The organism is Nonomuraea sp. B5E05, from assembly GCF_039880665.1.
In the GTDB taxonomy this organism is placed as follows: domain Bacteria; phylum Actinomycetota; class Actinomycetes; order Streptosporangiales; family Streptosporangiaceae; genus Nonomuraea.
Genome location: NZ_JBDPMJ010000026.1, coordinates 36,086 through 54,982 on the forward strand (window position 1 = coordinate 36,086; position 18,897 = coordinate 54,982).

At 71.3% G+C, this 18,897-nt stretch carries 14 protein-coding genes; 9 read left to right on the forward strand and 5 right to left on the reverse strand.

All coding sequences use genetic code 11. The features are described from left to right. Positions 1 to 168 precede the first annotated feature (168 nt). On the reverse strand, positions 169 to 1,338 hold the full coding sequence (gene glgA, locus ABGB01_RS35960; RefSeq protein WP_347778043.1) for a glycogen synthase: 1,170 nt from the start codon (positions 1,336 to 1,338) through the stop codon (positions 169 to 171). A gap of 207 nt (positions 1,339 to 1,545) precedes the next feature. Here glgA and glgC point away from each other — a divergent pair, with 207 nt between their 5' ends. Further along, the gene (gene glgC, locus ABGB01_RS35965; protein WP_347621076.1) at positions 1,546 to 2,781 is read left to right on the forward strand and encodes a glucose-1-phosphate adenylyltransferase; all 1,236 of its coding nucleotides are present in this window, start codon (positions 1,546 to 1,548) and stop codon (positions 2,779 to 2,781) included. A gap of 260 nt (positions 2,782 to 3,041) precedes the next feature. Here the strand turns inward: glgC and ABGB01_RS35970 are convergent, their stop codons facing one another. Beyond that, positions 3,042 to 3,917, reverse strand: coding sequence for a hypothetical protein (locus ABGB01_RS35970; RefSeq protein WP_347778044.1), 876 nt, complete (start codon positions 3,915 to 3,917; stop codon positions 3,042 to 3,044). A 288-nt stretch (positions 3,918 to 4,205) separates the two neighbouring features. Between ABGB01_RS35970 and ABGB01_RS35975 the strand changes: the two genes are divergently transcribed. After that, a complete protein-coding gene (locus ABGB01_RS35975) occupies positions 4,206 to 5,684 on the forward strand; it encodes an Nramp family divalent metal transporter (protein WP_347778045.1) in 1,479 nt (492 codons plus the stop codon). Between the two features lie 75 nt (positions 5,685 to 5,759). On the opposite strand, the gene ABGB01_RS35980 is transcribed toward ABGB01_RS35975, so the two are convergent. Together ABGB01_RS35980 and ABGB01_RS35985 are read right to left on the reverse strand one after the other, a co-directional pair. Further along, entirely contained in the window at positions 5,760 to 6,788 is a 1,029-nt protein-coding gene (locus ABGB01_RS35980; protein WP_347778046.1) for a hypothetical protein, read from the reverse strand. A 317-nt stretch (positions 6,789 to 7,105) separates the two neighbouring features. Further along, positions 7,106 to 8,083, reverse strand: a complete 978-nt coding sequence (locus ABGB01_RS35985) for a sporulation protein (protein ID WP_347778047.1) — start codon at positions 8,081 to 8,083, stop codon at positions 7,106 to 7,108. Positions 8,084 to 8,371: 288 nt separating this feature from the next. Between ABGB01_RS35985 and ABGB01_RS35990 the strand changes: the two genes are divergently transcribed. From ABGB01_RS35990 to ABGB01_RS36005, 4 genes are all read left to right on the forward strand, one after another. Then, the gene (locus tag ABGB01_RS35990) at positions 8,372 to 9,412 is read left to right on the forward strand and encodes a PP2C family protein-serine/threonine phosphatase (RefSeq protein ID WP_347778048.1); all 1,041 of its coding nucleotides are present in this window, start codon (positions 8,372 to 8,374) and stop codon (positions 9,410 to 9,412) included. 151 nt (positions 9,413 to 9,563) lie between these two features. Next, positions 9,564 to 10,931, forward strand: coding sequence for a xylan 1,4-beta-xylosidase (locus ABGB01_RS35995; protein ID WP_347778049.1), 1,368 nt, complete (start codon positions 9,564 to 9,566; stop codon positions 10,929 to 10,931). A gap of 69 nt (positions 10,932 to 11,000) precedes the next feature. Then, on the forward strand, positions 11,001 to 11,837 hold the full coding sequence (locus tag ABGB01_RS36000) for an alpha/beta fold hydrolase (protein ID WP_347778050.1): 837 nt from the start codon (positions 11,001 to 11,003) through the stop codon (positions 11,835 to 11,837). A 118-nt stretch (positions 11,838 to 11,955) separates the two neighbouring features. After that, positions 11,956 to 13,359 (forward strand): L-fucose/L-arabinose isomerase family protein, encoded by a 1,404-nt coding sequence (locus ABGB01_RS36005; RefSeq protein ID WP_347778051.1) that lies wholly within the window; start codon positions 11,956 to 11,958, stop codon positions 13,357 to 13,359. Here ABGB01_RS36005 and ABGB01_RS36010 read toward each other — a convergent pair. Next, positions 13,356 to 14,552 carry an SGNH/GDSL hydrolase family protein gene (locus tag ABGB01_RS36010; RefSeq protein WP_347778052.1) on the reverse strand — a complete coding sequence of 399 codons (1,197 nt, stop codon included), beginning with the start codon at positions 14,550 to 14,552 and terminating at the stop codon, positions 13,356 to 13,358. The two genes, ABGB01_RS36005 and ABGB01_RS36010, sit on opposite strands and share 4 nt — an antisense overlap. A gap of 119 nt (positions 14,553 to 14,671) precedes the next feature. Between ABGB01_RS36010 and ABGB01_RS36015 the strand changes: the two genes are divergently transcribed. The 3 genes from ABGB01_RS36015 to ABGB01_RS36025 all read left to right on the forward strand — a co-directional run bounded on the left by ABGB01_RS36015 (position 14,672) and on the right by ABGB01_RS36025 (position 18,600). Next, positions 14,672 to 15,289 carry a TetR/AcrR family transcriptional regulator gene (locus ABGB01_RS36015; protein WP_347778053.1) on the forward strand — a complete coding sequence of 206 codons (618 nt, stop codon included), beginning with the start codon at positions 14,672 to 14,674 and terminating at the stop codon, positions 15,287 to 15,289. 31 nt (positions 15,290 to 15,320) lie between these two features. Next, positions 15,321 to 16,259: an aminoglycoside phosphotransferase family protein gene (locus ABGB01_RS36020; RefSeq protein ID WP_347778054.1), complete on the forward strand. Its 939-nt coding sequence runs from the start codon at positions 15,321 to 15,323 to the stop codon at positions 16,257 to 16,259. A gap of 124 nt (positions 16,260 to 16,383) precedes the next feature. After that, positions 16,384 to 18,600, forward strand: a complete 2,217-nt coding sequence (locus tag ABGB01_RS36025) for a SpoIIE family protein phosphatase (protein WP_347778055.1) — start codon at positions 16,384 to 16,386, stop codon at positions 18,598 to 18,600. The last annotated feature ends 297 nt before the right edge of the window (positions 18,601 to 18,897 follow it).

The window sequence follows — 18,897 nt, forward strand, 5'->3', positions numbered from 1 at the left end:
TCGGGCGTCGCCGGCACGGCCCACGACCCACCACGGAAGCGGCCCGCCGGGCGCCGTTACGATGCCCGGCCCTGTGCGGGTCAGAGGCCGTCTCCCTGGAGGCCCCCAGCGTGGTACGGCGGGTGGCGTGCCGCCGGCTCCGCCGTACCGGATCGAGGGGTTGGACCTTCAGAGCAGCGCGGCGTAGAGATCGCGCGTGCGGTGGGCGATGCGCGACCAGGAGAAGTGGCCGACCGCGCGGGCGCGGCCTGCCTGGCCCATCGCCCGGGCGCGGGCCGGGTCGCCGAGCAGGGCGTTGACGCGTTCGGCCAGGTCGGCGGCGAACCGCTCGGGGTCGTGCGGCGTGCCGTCGCCACTCTGGGAGATGGGCACCAGCAGCCCTGTCTCGCCGTCGGCCACCACCTCGGGGATGCCGCCCGTCGCCGTCGCGACCACGGCCGTCTCGCAGGCCATCGCCTCCAGGTTGACGATCCCCATCGGCTCGTAGACCGACGGGCACACGAACACCGTCGCGTGCGTCAGCAGCTGGATCACCTCCGGCTTGGGCAACATCTCCTGGATCCAGAACACGCCGTCGCGGTCGAGGCCGCGCACCAGCGCGGTCACCTCGGCGGCGATCTCCGGCGTGTCGGGCGCACCCGCGCAGAGCACGAGCTGGGCGTCGCGGTCGAAGGAGCGCGCCGCGTGCAGGAGGTGGACCAGGCCCTTCTGGCGGGTGATGCGGCCGACGAACACGACGTAGGGCCTGCCCGGGTCGACGCCGTGCTTCTTCAGCACGTCAAGGCCGGGGTCCGGAGCGTATTCCGCGGTGTCGATGCCGTTGTGCACGACGGTGACCCTGCCGGGCGGGATCTCGGGGTAGGCGGCCAGGACGTCGCGTCGCATGCCCTCCGACACCGCGATCACCGCGTCGGCGGCGGCCAGGGCGGTGCGCTCGGCCCACGACGAGATCGTGTAGCCGCCACCGAGCTGCTCGGCCTTCCACGGCCGCAGCGGCTCCAGGCTGTGCGTGGTGACCACGTGGGGGATGCCGTGCAACATCTTGGCGACATGCCCGGCGAAGTTGGCGTACCAGGTGTGCGAGTGAACGACGTCCGCGCCCTCGCAGGCGGCGGCCATCTCCAAGTCGACGCCGAGCACCTGGAGCGCGGCGTTGGCGCTCTCGAGCCCGCCCGGCACCCGGTAGGCCGAGACCCCGGCCTCGGCGCGCGCGGCCCCGAAGCAGCGCACCCGCACGTCGGCCAGTTCTCGCAGCTCCCTGGCCAGGTATTCCATGTGCACCCCGGCTCCGCCGTAAACCTCCGGCGGATATTCACGGCTGAGCAGATCAACGCGCATGACACGACCTTATGGCGGCCGCATCCGGCGGACCACCACAAGGGGCGAGTGTTGCGCCGCTGGCCGGTGCTGCCGGCTCGCGACACGTCGGAGAAGCCCTGCCCGGGAACTCCGGTGGGCACATTGATCCGCAAATCCGGACACGCGCGAATGCCGCCGTGCGGGGTTTCGTCGATAGATCGGCCATTTGAGGGTAGCGTCCAGAACATGAGGTCCCGGAAGGTGCTTGCGGTCGTGCTGGCAGGTGGAGAGGGCAAGAGGCTCATGCCGCTCACGGCGGATCGGGCCAAACCGGCCGTGCCGTTCGGGGGGATGTACCGGCTCATCGACTTCGTGCTGTCCAACCTGGCCAACGGCGGCTTTCTGAAGATCGTCGTGCTCACGCAGTACAAGAACCACAGCCTCGACCGGCACGTGTCGCGCACCTGGCGGCTGACGGCGATGCTGGGCAACTACGTCACCCCCGTGCCCGCGCAGCAGCGGCTCGGGCCGCGCTGGTTCTCCGGGTCGGCGGACGCGCTCTTCCAGAACCTCAACCTGATCTACGACGAGATGCCCGAGCACGTGATCGTGTTCGGGGCCGACCACATCTACCGGATGGATCCGCAGCAGATGGTCGAGCAGCACGAAGACTCCGGCGCCGACGTCACCGTCGCGGCGATCCGGCAGCCGCTGTCGCTGGCCGACCAGTTCGGCGTGATCGAGACCGACCCCGAGGGGCGCCGGATCGTCGCCTTCAGGGAGAAGCCGAAGGACGCGGTGGGACTGGCCGACTCGCCCGACGAGGTGTTCGCGTCGATGGGCAACTACGTGTTCAAGACGCAGTCGATGATCGACGCCCTGCGCGAGGACGCGCTCGACCCCACGAGCAAGCACGACCTGGGCGGAAACATCATCCCCATGCTCGTCAAGTCGGGCGGGGCCGACGTGTACGACTTCGCGCACAACATCGTCCCCGGCTCCAGCGAGCGCGACCGGGGCTACTGGCGCGACGTGGGGACGCTCGACGCCTACTACGACGCCCACATGGACCTCATCTCGGCGCACCCGGTGTTCAACCTCTACAACGACAAGTGGCCGATCTTCACCGGGCACGACCCGCTGCCACCCGCCAAGTTCGTGCACAACGACGGCGACCGGGTGGGGCGGGCGATCGACTCGCTGGTGTCGCCCGGCGTGATCGTCTCCGGCGGGACGGCGATCCGGTCGGTCCTGTCGCCCAAGGTGGTGCTCCACTCGCATTCACGGGTGGAGGACTCCGTGCTGATGGAGAACGTCAAGATCGGCCGGGGCGCGGTGGTGCGAAAGGCGATCATCGACAAGAACGTCGTCATTCCCGACGGCGCGCGGATCGGCTTCGACCTCGAGTACGACCGCACCCGGTTCGCGCTGACGCGGGGCGGGGTCGTGGTCATCGGCAAGAACGAGATCGTCGACCGGTAGGCGGGCGGAGCCCGGCGCGGTCGCGCGGTGGGCGGCATTCAGGCGGTCGGGGGTCACGGGGTCCCGCGTCGCCCGGAGGGGGACCGGGCCGGCGCCGGAGCGCCGGGCGGCAGTGTCACAAAGGTCGTCAACAGGCAGGGGAGCCCGGGACTTCTGGGGAAGGGTCCCGGGCCACGTGGCAGTGTCCCGGGACCGCACGAATCGGCCCGAACAGGATCGGACCAACCCTTCTTCAGCGCTGGCTCAGCCAGGCCGTCCGCTTAGTACTGGCCGTGCCAGACGCCAGGCCAGGCGTACGGGTTCCCCCAGGGGCGGTAGCCATGGTGCGGCCAGCCCCAGTGGTGGTGCGGGCGGAAACCATGGTGGTGGCGGCGGTCACCTTCGTGTCCGCGCTTCCAGTCCCTGGCGTACCTGTCGTCCTCCATGGCCTCCAGGTCGGTGGTGTCGTGCTCCTCAGCCCGCTGGGCGTCCTCGGAGTGCCAGGCCTCTTCGGACTCGGCGGCGTCCTCGGAGTGCCAGGCCTCTTCAGATTCGGCGGCGTCCTCCGACTCCCAGACCTCCTCCGACTCAGCGGCCTCCTCCGCCTGCCAACCCTCACGGGCCTGCCCGGCCTCCTCAGAGTGCCAAGCCTCCTCGGACTCGGCGGCGTCCTCCGACTCCCAGGCTTCCTCCGACTCCCAGGCCTCCTCCGACTGAGCGGCGTCCTCGGACTCCCAGGCCTCCTCGGACTCAGCAGCGTCCTCGGACTCCCAGGCCTCCTCGGCCTCAGCGGCCTCCTCCGACTCCCAGGTCTCCTGCGACTTCTCCGACTCGCGGACGTCCTTGGCGGCTTCGGCCTTCTCCGCCTTCTCGACCTTCTGAGCGTCCGCGGCCTGAGCCGCCATGTCGCCGTAGCGGAACGCCTTCCGCTTGTGGTCGGTGCGCTTGTGGTGGTCGGTGCGCTCGCTGCGGTCGGAGCAGGCCTCCTGATCGTGACGGAACGCGTGGACGCCCCACTTGTCGATGCGGAGTGTGTGGGTGGTGTCGGACACGCTCAGGCCGCAGGTGACCTCATCAGCGTGGGCAGGAGCGGCTATGGCGACGAGCGCGGCGGCGGTGGCCAGAGCGCCACCTGTGGCTATGAGCTTACTTCTCACGTTCTCCCCCTGTTATCACGAAGTGACAAGCATCAATCACTCTACGTAGTCACTCTCGTAACGTGGTGTAACGCCACGCGAGGAACGTCTCACCGCTTTGCCGGATGTCTCGGGACAAGATCGACGCTTATGCGGCAGCTCCGCTCCTCGCCGCCGAGTGCCCTGTCCCGGCCCGCCGCGAGATCGCCCAGCAGCGCCGGGGCGCTCGTCGCGAGCGCGCTCCGTACGCATGATTGGGCCTTGCTGCGGCCGTGGTTCGGGATCACTGTGAACGCAGGAGGCAGTGAGATGTCGCACCCACTCGGAGTCAGCCGCCCGGATCTCGAAGTCACCGACCTGCCCACGCCTGAGGAGGTCTTCAAGGTCTCCAAGATCGGTCCCAAGGAACTTTTCAAGTACGCCGTCGGCCCGAGCCTGATCGCTCTCGGCATCTCGGTCGGCAGCGGCGAGTGGCTGCTCGGGCCCCTGAGCGTGGGCCAGTACGGCTTCATCGGCGTCGGCTGGGTGATCCTGGTCTCGGCGCTGCTGCAGACGTTCTACAACGTCGAATGCTCCCGGTACATCCTCGCGACGGGTGAGACGCCGGTCGTCGGCTGGGGGCGGGTGCCGCCGGGGTGGCCGCTCTGGGTGCCGCTCTCGGTCGTGATCGTGATCTTCGCGTTCATCGCGGGCGGCTGGGCCTCGTCGGCGGGGGACGGGGTGTACGCGCTGATCCACGGTGCGCCGCCGCCCGCCGGGGAGCTGGAGCCGCGCTGGTGGGCCGTCGCCCTGCTGGTGCTGGTGTTCGTCATCACCGCGCTGGCCCGCCGGATCAGCCGCGTGCTGGAGCTGGCGAACTGGGTGATGGTCGGCTCCATCCTGCTCGCCCTGCTGGCCGTGGACCTGCTCGTGGTGCCGTTCAGCCAGTGGTGGGAGGGCATTCTCGGCTTCATCACCCCGGCCGCGCCGCCCGAGGGGATCACCGCCACGCAGCTCGGCGGCCTGGCGGGGTTCACCGCGCTGGCCTCGGGCCTCAACTGGTACGTCATGGGCCACTACCGCGACAAGGGCTACGGCATGGGCCACCGGGTCGGCTTCATCTCCGGCCTGCGTGGCGCGCGGCGCGAGATCCTGGCCAGCGGCGTCACGTTCCCCGACGACGAACGCAACCGGGGACTGTGGCGCAGGTGGTACCGCCTGCTGATGGTCGACATGTGGGGGGTGTTCTTCGTCGGCGCCATCCTCGGCATGCTGCTGCCCACGATCCTCATGTCGCACGCCGTCACGATGTCGGGCGAGAAGCCGACGCGGGAGAACGTCCCGACGTTCGTGGCCTCCGTGCTGGGCGCGGAGTACGGGCAGGCGGTCTTCTTCATCGGGCTTCTGCTGGGCGTGCTGGTGCTGTTCTCGACGCAGCTCGGGATCTTCGAGGCGATGGTCCGGGTCACGACGGACGCGGCCAACGCCACGAGCCCGCGCCTGCGCGCCCTCATCCAGGGCGACCCGCGGCGCTTCTACTACCCGTTCATGATCGTGCTCCTGGTCGTCATCTCGATCATCATCTTCCAGTCGCTGCCGGTGGCTTTGGTGGAGTGGTCGGCCAACATGTCGAACCTGGGCGCGCTGCTCTATCCGTTCCTGCTGATGTATCTGAACAGCAAGCTTCCGCGCCCGGCCCGCCCGCGGCCGTGGCACTACGTCATCCTCGTGCTGAACTTCCTGTTCTTCGGGTTCTTCTTCGTCAACTTCATCGCCGACTTCATCGGGGATCCGCTAGTGACCTTCTAGCCGATCCGGAGCTCCGCAGGCGGGTTGACGCTCGCATGCCGAAGGGGCGCGCCGGGCTCCGGTGCGCCCCTTCCCTCAGCGGCGGAAGATGTCCAGCAGTTCCTCGGCGCGCGGGGTGCGGGCGATCCACACCTCGCGGCCGCGCCTCTCCCTGCTGATGAGCTGGGCGGCGATGAGCCGGTCGCAGTGGTACGTGATGCTGCTGGGCGCCACCTGCATGTCGCCGGCCAGCATGCTCATGGTCATGGGCTGTCCGATCGCGCAGAGCAGGTCCGCGCGGACCGGCCCCATCAGCGCCGACAACTCGCCGTGCGCCGTTCCCGCGGGCCGGTGCCAGAGCTGGTCTGCTCCGGGCACCGGGTAGGCGATCCACACCGCGTCCTCGTTGTCCAGGCTGACGATGACCGCGTCCTTGCCGGCCAGCATGGGCACCAGGACGATCTTCCTGTCGCCCAGCTCGTACGTGCTGGACTCGACGTCGGCGATGAGCAGCCTGCGCTCGCCGTACGTGATGCGGTGGTTGAGCGCGCCGAGCAGCAGCTCCGGGCCGCCGCGGACGGAGGCGACGCCGACCCGCCGGATCTCCCTGTCCAGCAGGGGGCGGGCGCGGCGCCACAGCGGTTCCGTGGTGTCCCAGACGTCGGCGAGGGCGCCGGCGTAGCCGTGCAGCCAGCGGTCCGGCCGCTCGGCCGCGGGACGCCAGTGTGCCGGCAGCGGCCTGTCGCCGAAGGCCTGCTCCAGGTCCTTGATCAGGGCGTCGCGCGGGAGGTCGCGCAGGGTGTCGATCTGGTCCTGCACCGAGACGTCGCCGCCGGTGGGCGTACGGGGCACGAGGCTGTCGGGGACCACCGAGTAGCCGGGGGCGGCGAGCGGCCGCACGGCCTGGTGCCCCTGCGGCCGGACGCGCGAGCTGATCGTCCTGCGCCAGAGCTCCGGCAGGCCGCGGCGGCGTCCGGCGAGCGCGTCGGAGATCATCGCCAGGGCGGTGAGGTGCGGTGAGATCGAGATGGACAGCTGGGGTGTGGAGGTCATGCGCAGTTCGCTCCACACAGCGGTGCTGGTTACGTCGGACTCCTTGAAGTCGGGGAACTCGATCAGGTGCACATCAACCTATTCCTGCCACTTTCTCCTGACTTACAGTCCGGTTACACGTTGAAGCGGCAGGTCAGCGCACGCGCAGGCCTCTCCCGCGCCTGGCCCACCCGGGGAGGGCGGGCCGGCCTGGCCGCCGGTCATCTGGCCGCGTGCTCGACCTCCGGCGTGGAAGAGGCGGAGCCGATCGGCGGGACGCGGCGCAGCGACGTGACCGCGAGCACCGCGGCCGCCGGCATGATCACAGCGCTCGCGGCCCCGGCGGCGGCCAGCCCGTCGGAGAACGCGCTCCTGGCCGTCGCGGGCGGCGGCGCGCGTTCAGTGGCGGGTCACCAGTCGCCGCCCTCCTCCTCGTCGCCCTCGAAGAACTCCTCGACGACCTCCTCCACGACCTCGCCCGCCACGAGACCGCCGACGACGCCCGCCGCGCCGGCGGCGGCGACCATGCCCAGGCCGGGCCCGCCGTGGTGCCCGCCGTGGTGCCCGCCGTGGTGCCCCTCGTGGTGGCCGTAGTGCTCGTGGTGACCGCCGTGCCCGGCGTACTGGGACAGGCTGTCGAGCCAGCGGCCCAGCTCGCCCGCCCAGTCGGTGACGAGGGCGTCGTCGTGGCTGACGTGGAAACGGCCGATGGCGTCGCTGGAGGAGTAGCGGCCTGCGCGCTTGTCGGCCTCCAGCACGACCTGCAGCCCCGCCGCGTCGGCCACGAAGGTCACCTCGACCTCGCGGACCACCCCTGAGTAGGGGCCGGACGCGTAGAACTCGATCTCCTGGTAGAACGGCAGCTCCTGCCGCACCCCGTAGAGCTGCCCCGCCTCCATGTCGGCCGACTTGAAGCCGAATCCGAGCTGCAGGAACGCCTCCAGGATGCGCAGCTGCGAGGGCAGCGGCTCGACCGCCACCATGTCGAGGTCGCCCTTGTCGACGGCCTTGGCGATGGCCAGCTCCGTGCGCACTCCCACGGCCATGCCGGTCAGCGGCTGCCCGCCGATCTCGCTGATCGGCGTCTCCCACGGCACGGGGAACGCGAAACCGAGGACCCGCTCCTCGCCCTTGGCCAGCGTGAAGGGACCGGAGACCTCGGTGCGGGAGAACTCGCCGAGCCCCGCCTGCTCGCCATCGCCGTGTTCGATCTCGACCCGGGCCACCAGCCCGAGCGTGATGTGCTCGATCTCGGCGTCGAAGTCGCCGCCTTTGAGCCGTACCTCCCCTTCCAGCGTGCCGCCCGGCCGGGTCCGGGCGGTGGACAGGACGGTGTCCACCGAGGGCGCGCCGACGCCGAAAGCACCCAGCATCCGTTTGAAGACCACGACTCTGTTCTCCCTGTTGCAAGATCGATTGTGTGCCGCTGTCCCAACGATCTGTACCCGGCCGGAGTTCCGCTGGTCCAGCAGGTGCCGGAAGCGTCCTTCATGTCTGTTTCCGCGTGTCTCCGCGGAACCTCGCCCGTACGAGGCCGTCCCGCGCGGCCCGCAACCGACATGCGTTGAGCCATGCTTGTATATGGCCAATCATTGATGTTTCATTTTTCGTTGACCGGGATCGGTGGGCTGACAGTGGGCCGTGCGAGACGCGCACATGGCGACGCGAGGGGGCAGATGAGATCCCTGCGGGCTCTGCGGTGGTTGCCCTTCGCCGTCATGTTCTGCGTCACCGTCCTCGACGTGCTCGCGGGCCCGACGCTGGTGTTCCTGCCGCTGCTCACGCTGGGGCCGGCCTTCGCCTCGCTGTCGGGCGGGGTGCGGCGGACCTCCGCGGTGGGCTCGGTGGCGCTGGCCATCTGCCTGTTCCTGGCGTCCTACAACGACCTGGTGCTCCACTGGCAGAACAACCTCACGGTCGTCAGCATCGCGGGCGTGACCGCGGCCAGCATGCTGGCCGCCCACCTGCGGCTGGAGCGCGAGCGCGAGCTGGCCAGCGTCAAGCAGATCGCCGAGGTCGCCCAGCGGGTGCTGCTGCGGCCGGTGCCGCGGCGGGCGGGAGATCTGCAGGTGGCGCTCTCCTACACCTCGGCGGCGGCCGAGGCCCGGATCGGCGGCGACCTGTACGAGGTCGTCACGACGCCGCACGGCGTCCGCCTGCTGATCGGCGACGTCCAGGGCAAGGGCCTGGCCGCGGTCGAAACGGCCGCCTGGGTGCTCGGCGCCTTCCGCGAGGCCGCCTATGACGAGACCGAGCTGACCGACATCGGCGAGCGGCTGGAGGTCAGCCTGACCCGGCACCTGGACGACGAGCAGTTCGTCACGGCGACCGTCGCCGAGGTGCACGCGGGCGAGATGACGCTGGTGCACTTCGGCCATCCGCCGCCGCTGCTGATCAGGCCCGACGGCACGTGCGCCACGATGGAGCCGCCCGAGCAGGGGCTGCCGCTGGGCCTCGGCGCCCTCGACGCCGCGACGGTCAAGCCCCAGCGCATCCCGTTCGGCGAGGGAGACCGCATCCTGTTCGTCACCGACGGCGTCATCGAGGCCAGGGACACGGCGGGCGAGTTCTACCCGCTCACCGACCGCGCCGGCCTCCTGACGCTCCCCGACCCGCAGGCCGCGCTGGACGCGCTGCGGGCCGACCTCGTGGAGCACGTGGGCGGGCCGCTGCTCGACGACGCCGCGATGTTGCTGCTGCACCGCCGCGGCTCGTGAGACCGGCGTCGCCGAAAGACGCCGAACGATAACGATTGACTGTGAACCAGGCGCTCGATGCGCCCCGTCCCCTCAGCCCGTGGAACGCTACTGGCGGCATGTCGACGGGAGGATCGGTGAGGGTCGGGTGACTTCGGGTAACCGGCAAGGGATGAGGCGACGGCTCGCGCGGGCGGCCGCCTCGGCGGCGACCGCCATGGCCGTGACGCTGACCGTCACGAGCTGCTCGTTGCTGGGCCAGTCCCCGCAGCAGCGGCCTCCCGCCGTGCAGAAGACCACCGCCGCGCCGCAGGCGTCGCCGAGCGCGAGCGGCGTGGCCGGGAAGCCGCCGCAGGTGGAGGACGGCTGGCCGCGCTGGGGGTTCACGCACACCGGCGTCAGCGCCAACAACATCACCCGGGAGTTCGAGCAGCGGGTGGCCGGCCGGTTCGCCAAGACCCCGATGCTGCAGAACCAGCACATCATGGGCTTCGGGGCCTTCAACCCCGAGCCGCGCCCCGGGCAGTACATCTGGGAAGACCTCGACAGCCGGATGAACCTCATGAGGCAGTCGGGCGCCACGCCGGTCATCACGCTCTGCTGCGCCCCCGACTGGATGAAGGGCGGCCCCGAGGGCCCGACGTCGGAGGAGGGCTGGGCCGAGCACCTGGAGGACGCCCCCTACCCCGAGCACTTCGACGACTTCGCCAAGCTGTCGGCGGCCGTCGCCACGCGGTACAAAGACGTCAAGTACTTCATGGTGTGGAACGAGTTCAAGGGTTTCTGGAAGGACCACTCCAAGCCCGCCGACTACAAGGGGTACACCGAGCTGTACAACAAGGTGTACGACGCGGTGAAGGCGGCGCGGCCCGACGCCCGGATCGGCGGCCCCTACCTCGGCTTCGACAGCAACAAGGGCGGCGACACCGAGCTGCGCGGTGAGTGGGGCGTCGTCAACCAGCACGTCCTCGACGCCTTCAACTACTGGTTCGAGCACAAGAAGGGCGCCGACTTCGTCGTGGTCGACGGCGCGTCCGTGACCGACGCCCACGAGCTGCTGCCTGACGAGTTCGGGGCGCTGAGCAAGTTCAGCGCGGTCACCCAGTGGCTGCGCGACAAGACCGGCGACCTGCCGGTGTGGTGGTCGGAGTGGTACTTCGTGCCGGAGGACGGCACCACGTGGCCCGAGCCCAAGCGGCTCGCCGTGCAGGCCGCCTCGATGATCGAGTTCGCGCGGAGCGGCGTCACCACGGCGCTCTACTGGAACCCGCAGGCCAAGGAGGGCAGCTGCCCGGCCTGCCTGTGGGAGCCGCGCACGGGCGCCGAACAGCCCACGGCCAGGCTGGTGGCCGGCTTCACGAAGTGGTTCCCCGCCGGGGTCGAGCTGGAGGCGGTCAGCTCCTCCGACGCCAAGGTCAGGGTGCTGGCCCAGCCGGAGCAGCTGCTGCTGGTCAACACCTCCGACGGCCAGGTGACGACGACCGTCGCCGGCACGCGGTTCACGCTCAAGCCGTACGAGATCAAGTGGAGCGGCCGCTGACCGGATGCCGGTGCGACGTCTGCTAGATTCCTGATCGAACCGATCAGTTCGATCACACCGGAGGCAGCCGTGACCGACGCTCTGACAGGTGACCTTCCCACCGGCCTCGTGCCTCCCGCCGGCACGCCGGCGGTGACGTTCGCCAGCGGCGGCCACGCGCTGCTGGGCGTCCTGCACCTGCCCGCCGGGCCCGGGCCGCATCCGATCGTGGTGCTCCTGCACGGGTTCCCCGGCAACGAGCGCAACTTCGACCTCGCACAGGCGCTGCGCCGGGTCGGCTACGCGGCCCTGGTGTTCCACTACCGCGGTTCGTGGGGCGTGGGCGGCTCATATTCGTGGGGCAACGTGCTGGAGGACGCCGCCCGCGTCACCCGGGCCGTGCGCGAGGACGCCGTGGCGGCCGAGCACCGGCTGGATCCCGGGCGGCTGGCCGTGGTGGGCCACAGCCTCGGCGGCTTCGCGGCCCTGATGACGGCCGCCCAGGACCGCGCGGTCCGCGCCGTCGCCTCGGTGGCCGCCTTCGATCTGGGCGCGGCCGCGGCGGCCTGCCGGGCCGATCCCGGCGCGCGGGAGGCGTACACGGCCGCGTGGGAGGACTCGCTGCTGCCACTCCGTGGCACCAGCGGCGCCGCCCTGGTCGCCGAGATGGAGGCGGCCGGCGAGGCGTGGAGCCTGGCCCGGCTGGCGCCCCGGCTGGCCGACCGGCCCGTGCTGCTGATCGGCACCGGCCGCGACACCATCACACCCCCGGAGACGCACCACCATCCGCTGGTCGCGGCCTACCAGGCGCATCCGGTGCCGGGGCTGGAGCATCGGCTCTATCCGACCGACCACGCGCTGTCGGATCACCGGCTGACGCTGGCCCGAGCGGTCACCGGTTTCCTCGACCGCCACCTGGTGCATTAAAACGTGTAAAGCCCTCGTGCAGGCCTCTTGACCATCTGCTGCCGCCACAATACCGTCCCGGTGAGGCCGATCCAGGTAAAACGTTTCGCGCGGTGAAGCCGCGCCGGAGGGCAGCACCATGGCCAGCACCAGGCAGGTACGTGTAGGGCTCGTGGCCGGAGGGCTGGGAGCGTACTGGCCCCAGTTCCCCGACCTCCTCCCCCAGCTCCAGCGCTCGGCGGCGCGGGTCTCGGAGCGCATGAGGGAGCTGGACGCGGAGATCGTCGACGTCGGGTTCATCTCCGACGCGCAGGAGGGGGCGGTCGCGGCCGAGAGGTTGCGGGCCGCCGACTGCGACCTCATCGTCGGCTTCCTGACCACGTACATGACGGCCACGATGCTGGTGCCGATCGCGCAGCGCAGCGGCGCGCCCGTGCTGCTGATCAACCTGCAGCCGACCGAGTCGATGGACCACGCGACCTTCGACACCGGCCAGTGGCTGGCCTACTGCGGCGCCTGCCCGCTGCCCGAGATGGCCAACGCCTTCCAGCGGTGCGGCATCCCGTTCCGCTCGGTGTCCGGCTACCTGGAGGACGAGCGGGCCTGGAAGCGCATCGGCGGGTGGGTGCGGGCGGCCGCCGCCAGGGCCGCGCTGCGGCACGGGCGGCACGGCCTGATGGGCCACCTTTATCCCGGCATGCTGGACGTGTCCACCGACCTGACGCTGGTGAGCGCGAACTTCGGCGGGCACGTCGAGGTGCTCGAGTTCGACGACCTGCGGGTACGCGTGGAGAAGGTCACCGACGCCGAGGCCGCGGCCAAGCGCGCGGAGACCGAGAAGATCTTCGACTTGGCCGACTCCGTCAACGAGGCCGACCTCGACTGGGCCTGCCGCGTCTCGGTCGGTCTCGACCGGCTCGTGGCCGACTTCGAGCTGGACAGCCTGGCCTACTACCACCGCGGCCTGGACGGCGAGACGCACGAGCGCCTCGGCGCCGGCATGATCCTCGGCGCCTCCCTGCTCACCGCCCGCGGCGTCCCCGCCGCCGGCGAGTACGAACTGCGCACCAGCCTGGCCATGCTCGTCATGGACCGGCTCGGCGCGGGCGGCTCCTTCACCGAGTTCCAGGCGCTCGACTTCCACCGCGGTCACGTCGAGATGGGTCACGACGGGCCCGCCCACCTCGCCATCAGCGCCAGCAAGCCGCTGCTGCGCGGCCTCGGCGTCTACCACGGCAAGCGCGGCTGGGGCGTCTCGGTCGAGTTCGACGTCAAGCACGGACCGGTCACCGCGTTCGGGATCATCCAGCGCCGCGACGGGCGCTTCGCCTTCCTCGCGTCCGAGGGCGAGACGGTCGACGGGCCCCACCTGCGGATCGGCAACACCACCTCCCGCGTCGACTTCGGCCGCGACCCCGGCGAGTGGACCGACGAGTGGAGCGCCACCGGCATGTCACACCACTGGGCCCTCGGCACCGGCCACCGCGCCGGCGAGCTCAGATCCCTGGCCCATCTCCTCGACCTCGAGTTCGTCCAGATCTAGCCGGTGAGCAGGCCGGCGGGCACCGCCTCGGCCAGCGCCCGGTGGCCCGCGGGGTTGAGGTGCAGGTGGTCGCCCAGGTCGAGCTCGGCCAGGAGCCGGCGTGGCGCGGCCGGGTCGCGGGCCGCGCGGTCGAAGTCGATCACGGCGTCGAACCTCCCGCCGGTCCGGATCCAGTCGTTGACCGTCTGCCTGGCCGCCTCGCGGTGGCCCGGGGCGTCGTCGTACGGGACGTTGCCGCCGAAGGGCGTGAGCGTGCCGCCGTACACGCGGATGTCGTGCGCGTGCGCCCGGACGATGATCTGCTCGTAGGCCGCGATCAGGTCCTCGGCGACCCGCTTCTGCGCCGGGCGGGTGGCCGGCGCGGTACCGATGTCGTTGACGCCCGCCAGCACGATCAACCACCGGACGCCGCTCTGGGCGAGCACGTCGCGGTCGAGCCGGGCCAGGCCGCTCGGGCCCAGGCCGTCGTCCAGCAGGCGGTTGCCGCCCGCGGCCTGGTTGGCGACGGCGACGCCCGCGGCGGCGCCCAGCCGGTCGAAGAGCCGGTCGGGCCAGCGGTCGTTGTGGTTGGTGGTGGAGCCCCTGCCGTCGGTCAGCGAGTCTCCCAGCAGGACGAGCGCGGCCGTGCCCGGCCCGGACCACACCTCCAGGGCGCTGAGGAAGTACCAGTGGTCGACGGGGGTCGCGCCCGGCAGGTCGGCGGCGGTGACGTAGTCGCCCGTCGCCAGGTAGGAGGTGGTCCTGGAGCCCGGGTGCGAGGTGACGTGCTCGGAGGCCTGCCCGTCGGCCAGGTGGAGGGTCACGGTGAGGACCGAGCCGGGCGCCGGCGCGAGATCCAGCGGGTCGGACACGACCTGTGCCCCGACCGGCACCACCGTGAAGGGCCTGCCGGAGAACGTCACCGGCCGCGCGGACCCCGGCAGGATCGTGCTCACCCCGGCCCGCCCGCCTTCGGGCAGCGCCACGGAGGCGGCGGTGATGGGCAGCGGCGCGCCGCCGAACGCGTTGGAGAAGCGCACCCGCAGCCGCGACCCGCCCGCCGACACCCGTACGCTCTGCCGCAAGGTGCTGCCGGCCAGCACCAGGCCGTCCTTCGTGTACGGCGGGGGCGGCATGTTGCCGGGCTCGGTGAGCTGCGGCATGGCCGTCCACGTGCTGACCCAGCGCCCGATAGAAATGTTTCTCGACGACACCGAACATTTCTATCGGATCCGGGGCCTTCCGGGCGAAAGCATGATCGGGAAGCTACTTTTACCCTGGCTTGCGGATCAAGTGATGTGCCGGTCGGCACACCGCGCCTAGGGTCGCGTCCATGGACACTCCAGAGACCGGCGAACGGGAGGCGATCCTGAGGGCGGCGATCCGGCTGTTCGCCGCCCTCAGCTACGACGCGACGTCGATGGGGCTGGTGGCAGAGACCGCCGGAGTGGACGTGGCCACAGCGACCCGCTATTTCCCCACCAAGAGAGGGCTCTACCTGGAGGTCATGGAGCATGTCCTGCGGGTGCTCGCCGCCGCGGTCGAGCCGCCGGCCCGCGAGGCGCAGACCGGCCCGCCCGAACGGAGGCTGGAGGCGCTGCACCGCTTCGTCGACGCGTACATCGACCTCTGCGCCGAACATCCCGAGATCCCCGCCCTGTGGGCGCACCGCTGGATGTCCGACGCCAGCGACATCGACCACCTGGAAGCGCACGACCTGCAGCCGCTGACCCAGCAGTTCGTCGACGGCTTCGCCACGCTCGCGGAGCCGGCCGGGGCCGACCCGTGGATGCTCACGTACACGATCGTGTGGTGCATCCACGGTTGCACGCTGAGCGGGATCCTCGACGGGACCGGCCACCGGATCGCCATGAGCGATCCCGCGCTGCTGCGGCGCTTCCGCGCTCACATGCACCAGCTGCTCGACCGCGCCCTGCGCCAGCCGGATTGACGACCGGCCAGGTCCTGGCATGATCACCCGCATGGCTGACTCCGGACAGGCCCTGAGCGAGCGGGCCGAGCAGGCGATGCGGGTGGCGGTCTTGGCCGGGCGGCGGCTGGGGCTGCGCGCGCTGGAGCCGCGCGTGCTGCACGACGTGTTCAACGTGCTGGTGCACCTCGGGCCCGACCCGGTGGTGGTCCGCGTGCCGACCCTGGCCCTGGCGCCCGCCGCCGAGCAGGCCGCCCGCCAGCGGCGGGAGCTGGACGTGGTGGGCTGGCTGGCGGCCCAGGGCGCGCCCGTGGTGCCGCCGAGCCCTCTGGTGCCGCGCGAGCCGGTGGAGTGCGGCGGGATGTCTTTGACCTTCTGGCAGTACGTGGACGAGCGCGACCCCATCGCCGCCACTCCCCCGGACGAGCTGGAGGACAGGTTCGTGGAGCAGACCGGGTGGGTGGCCGAGCTGCACCGGCTCATGGCCGGCTACCCCGGCGAGTTGCCGGTGCTGGCGCCGCTGGTGCCGGGGACGGCACTGTCGCTGGCCGGGCTGCGCGAGAGGCCCGGCATCCTGACCGCAGCGGACCTGGACCGGGCCGAGCGGGAGAACTCCGTGGTCGAGGCCCTGGCCCGTGACCTGCCCGGTTCGTTTCCCGGCGCCCGCCTGCAGGCCGTGCACGGTGACTCGCCGCCGTACAACGTGCTGCTGACGGCCGGGGGGCACCTGTTCGGCGATTTCGAGGACGTCACGCTGGGGCCGCTCGAATGGGACCTGGCCGGTGCGGGGCCGCGCGCGGTCGAGGCGTACGAGCGGGCGGGCGGCAGGCCGGTGAACCGGTCGCTGCTGGAGTTCATGGAGGGCGCCCGGCTGCTCCAGGCGGTGGCGGCCCTGGCTCTGGCCGGGCGGATGCCGGAGCTGGCCGCCATGCTGGAGCCCCTCATCGTGCAGTGGCGGGCCCGGCCGCCACTGGAGCTGCCGTCCTCCTAGCGAGGCACGCTGGGGATATGCCAGATCGTAACCATCCCCTCACAAGCAAAAGTGTATTCTGCCCGTATGTGGCGTTTTGTCCGATTGTTGCCCCTCTCGCTCATGAGCGAGGCGTGGTGAGGCCATGCACGGCGAGCACCTCACGGGCCGGGGCGGGACGAGCGCGTCGTCCCGCCTCGACGACCTGCTGATCGAGACCGTCAGCGCCGCGGGGGCGCACATCGGCATGGCGTACGTGCTGGACGAGGGCGGCCACGTCCTCGAGATGGAGTCGGCGGTGGGCATACCCGGCTCGATCGCCAGGGCGTGGGCGAGGGTCAGGGTCAAGACCGACTGTTCCATGCCGATCGCCGTGTCCATACGCGATCAGCGGCTCATCTGGGTCGCCGGCAGGGAGGAGCTGGCCCGCGCGTTCCCGGCCGCGGCGCTGGCCCTGCCGTACCACTTCGCGGCCGTGACCACCCCCGTCTGCTCGGGCGGCGCCGTGTGGGGCGGTCTCGTGCTGCTGTGGCCGTCGGGACTCGCCTCCGGGCTCACCCCGCGCCAGCGCGACGTCATCGACCACGCCTGCGACGAGATCGGGGCCCTGCTCCGGCAGGCCGCGGAACAGGGTCACCCCATCACCCCGCGACCCCAGCCGCGGCTCCTGGACCCGCGTCCCGAGACCGGCACGGGCAGGCGCGCCCACCGGCTCGCGCTGGACTGCCTCAACCGCCTGCCGGAGGGGTACTGCTGCCTCGACACGGAGGGACGGGTGAGCCTCGTCAGCGCTCCGGCCGCCGAGCTGCTCGCCCGGAGCCCGTCGGAGCTGCTCGGGCGGCCGCTGTGGGAGTCGCTCCCGTGGCTGAACGACCCCGCGTACGAGGACCGCTACCGGGCCGCGGTCGTCAGCCGGCAGGCCACCCACTTCACCACCCACGGCCCCGGCGCGCGGCAGCTGACCTTCCGCCTCTATCCGGGCCTGACGGGCATCACCGTACGCGTCGCGCCCACCAGGGCCGCCCGCGGCGTCGAGCCGAGCCTCGTCGCCGGACCGATGGCACGCCCGGTCGTGAGCCCGGCAGCCGGCCCGGTGGCGGGCCCGGTAGTCGACCCTGCCGTGGGCCCCGGGGTGAACGCCGCCCGGGAGCCGCGCGTGATGGCGCTGCACGAGATGCTGCACCTGGCGACCGCGCTGGCCCGTGCGGTGACCGCGCAGGAGGTGCTCGACCTCGTCGCCGACCACGTCATCCCCGTCTACGGCGCCCAGGCTCTGGCCATCCTCACGTGGCAGGACAACCGGATGCGCGTGGCCGCGTCGCGCGGCTACAGCCAGGAAGCCGTCGAGCAGTACGACAGCCGCCCCGTCATCCACCAGACCGGCCCGCCGGACCACTACGAAGCCAGCGAACCCGCGTTCTTCGCCACGTGGGACGAGCTCTGCCGGCAACGTCCCGACTCCATCCGCGCCGACGACATGAACGCCTGGGCGTTCCTACCGCTCGCCACCTCGGGCCGGCCCTTCGGCACGTGCGTGCTCGCCTACGCCCGCCCGCACCGCTTCAGCGGCGAGGAACGGGCCACGCTCACGGCGCTCGGCGGGCTGATCGCGCAGGCGTTCGAGCGCGCCCGGCTCTACGACAACAAGCACCAGCTCGCCCAGTGCCTGCAGGCGAGCCTGCTGCCGCAGCAGCTGCCCGAGATCAGCGGCCTGGAGGTGGCCGCCCGGTACGTGCCCGCCCTGCCCGGCATGGACATCGGCGGCGACTTCTACGACCTCATCCGCCTGAGCCCCACCATGGCGGCGGCCGTCATCGGCGACGTCCAGGGGCACGACATGAACGCCGCCGCCCTCATGGGCCAGGTGCGCACCGCCATCCACGCCCATGCCTCCGCCGGGGCGCCTCCCGGCGAGGTGCTCGCGCACACCAACCGGCTGCTCGCCGAGCTGTCCCCCGACCGGTTCACCAGCTGCCTCTATCTCAGCATCGACCTGGCGGAGCGCACCGCGTGCCTGAGCAGCGCCGGGCACTTCCCGCCGCTGCTCAGCCGCCCCGGCGCCGCCACGCAGGTCATCGACGTCTCCCCCGGGCCGCTGCTCGGCATCGACCCCGACGCCAAGTACGCCGCCACGGACCTGGTCCTCGATCCCGGCTCGGTCCTGACCCTCTACACCGACGGCCTCATCGAGGAGCCCGGGCTCGACCTGGGCGACGCCATCACCGGGCTGGCCCGCCGCTTCGCCCCCTCGCCGGGCACTCCGCTGTGCGACCTCGCGTCGGCCCTCATCGACACGGCCGCCGCCGACCAGCGTACGGACGACATCGCCGTACTGCTCCTGCGCGACACCGGCCCCCAGTGATGGCCCTCGGGGCCCGGGTTCCGCGACATGACGGGCCCGCGCCGCCATGTCCCTGGCTTTCGCGCGGGTGAACGAGGAGCCGCGAATAATACGTGGCACGCGCCGGGCTCCGCCCTTTATCGTGGTTTCACGTGAGAGGCGGAAAAACCGCCGATCAGCAGGCCACGACATCGCCGGAGGAGGAGCCATGGGTCGCGCAGCCGCCGCCGTATGGGCGCAACGCCAGGCCGGTCAGGCCGTGGTCCGGCGTGCTTCTGGGTGATTGTCGGGAGAATCGCTCACGAGCCGCCTGAACAT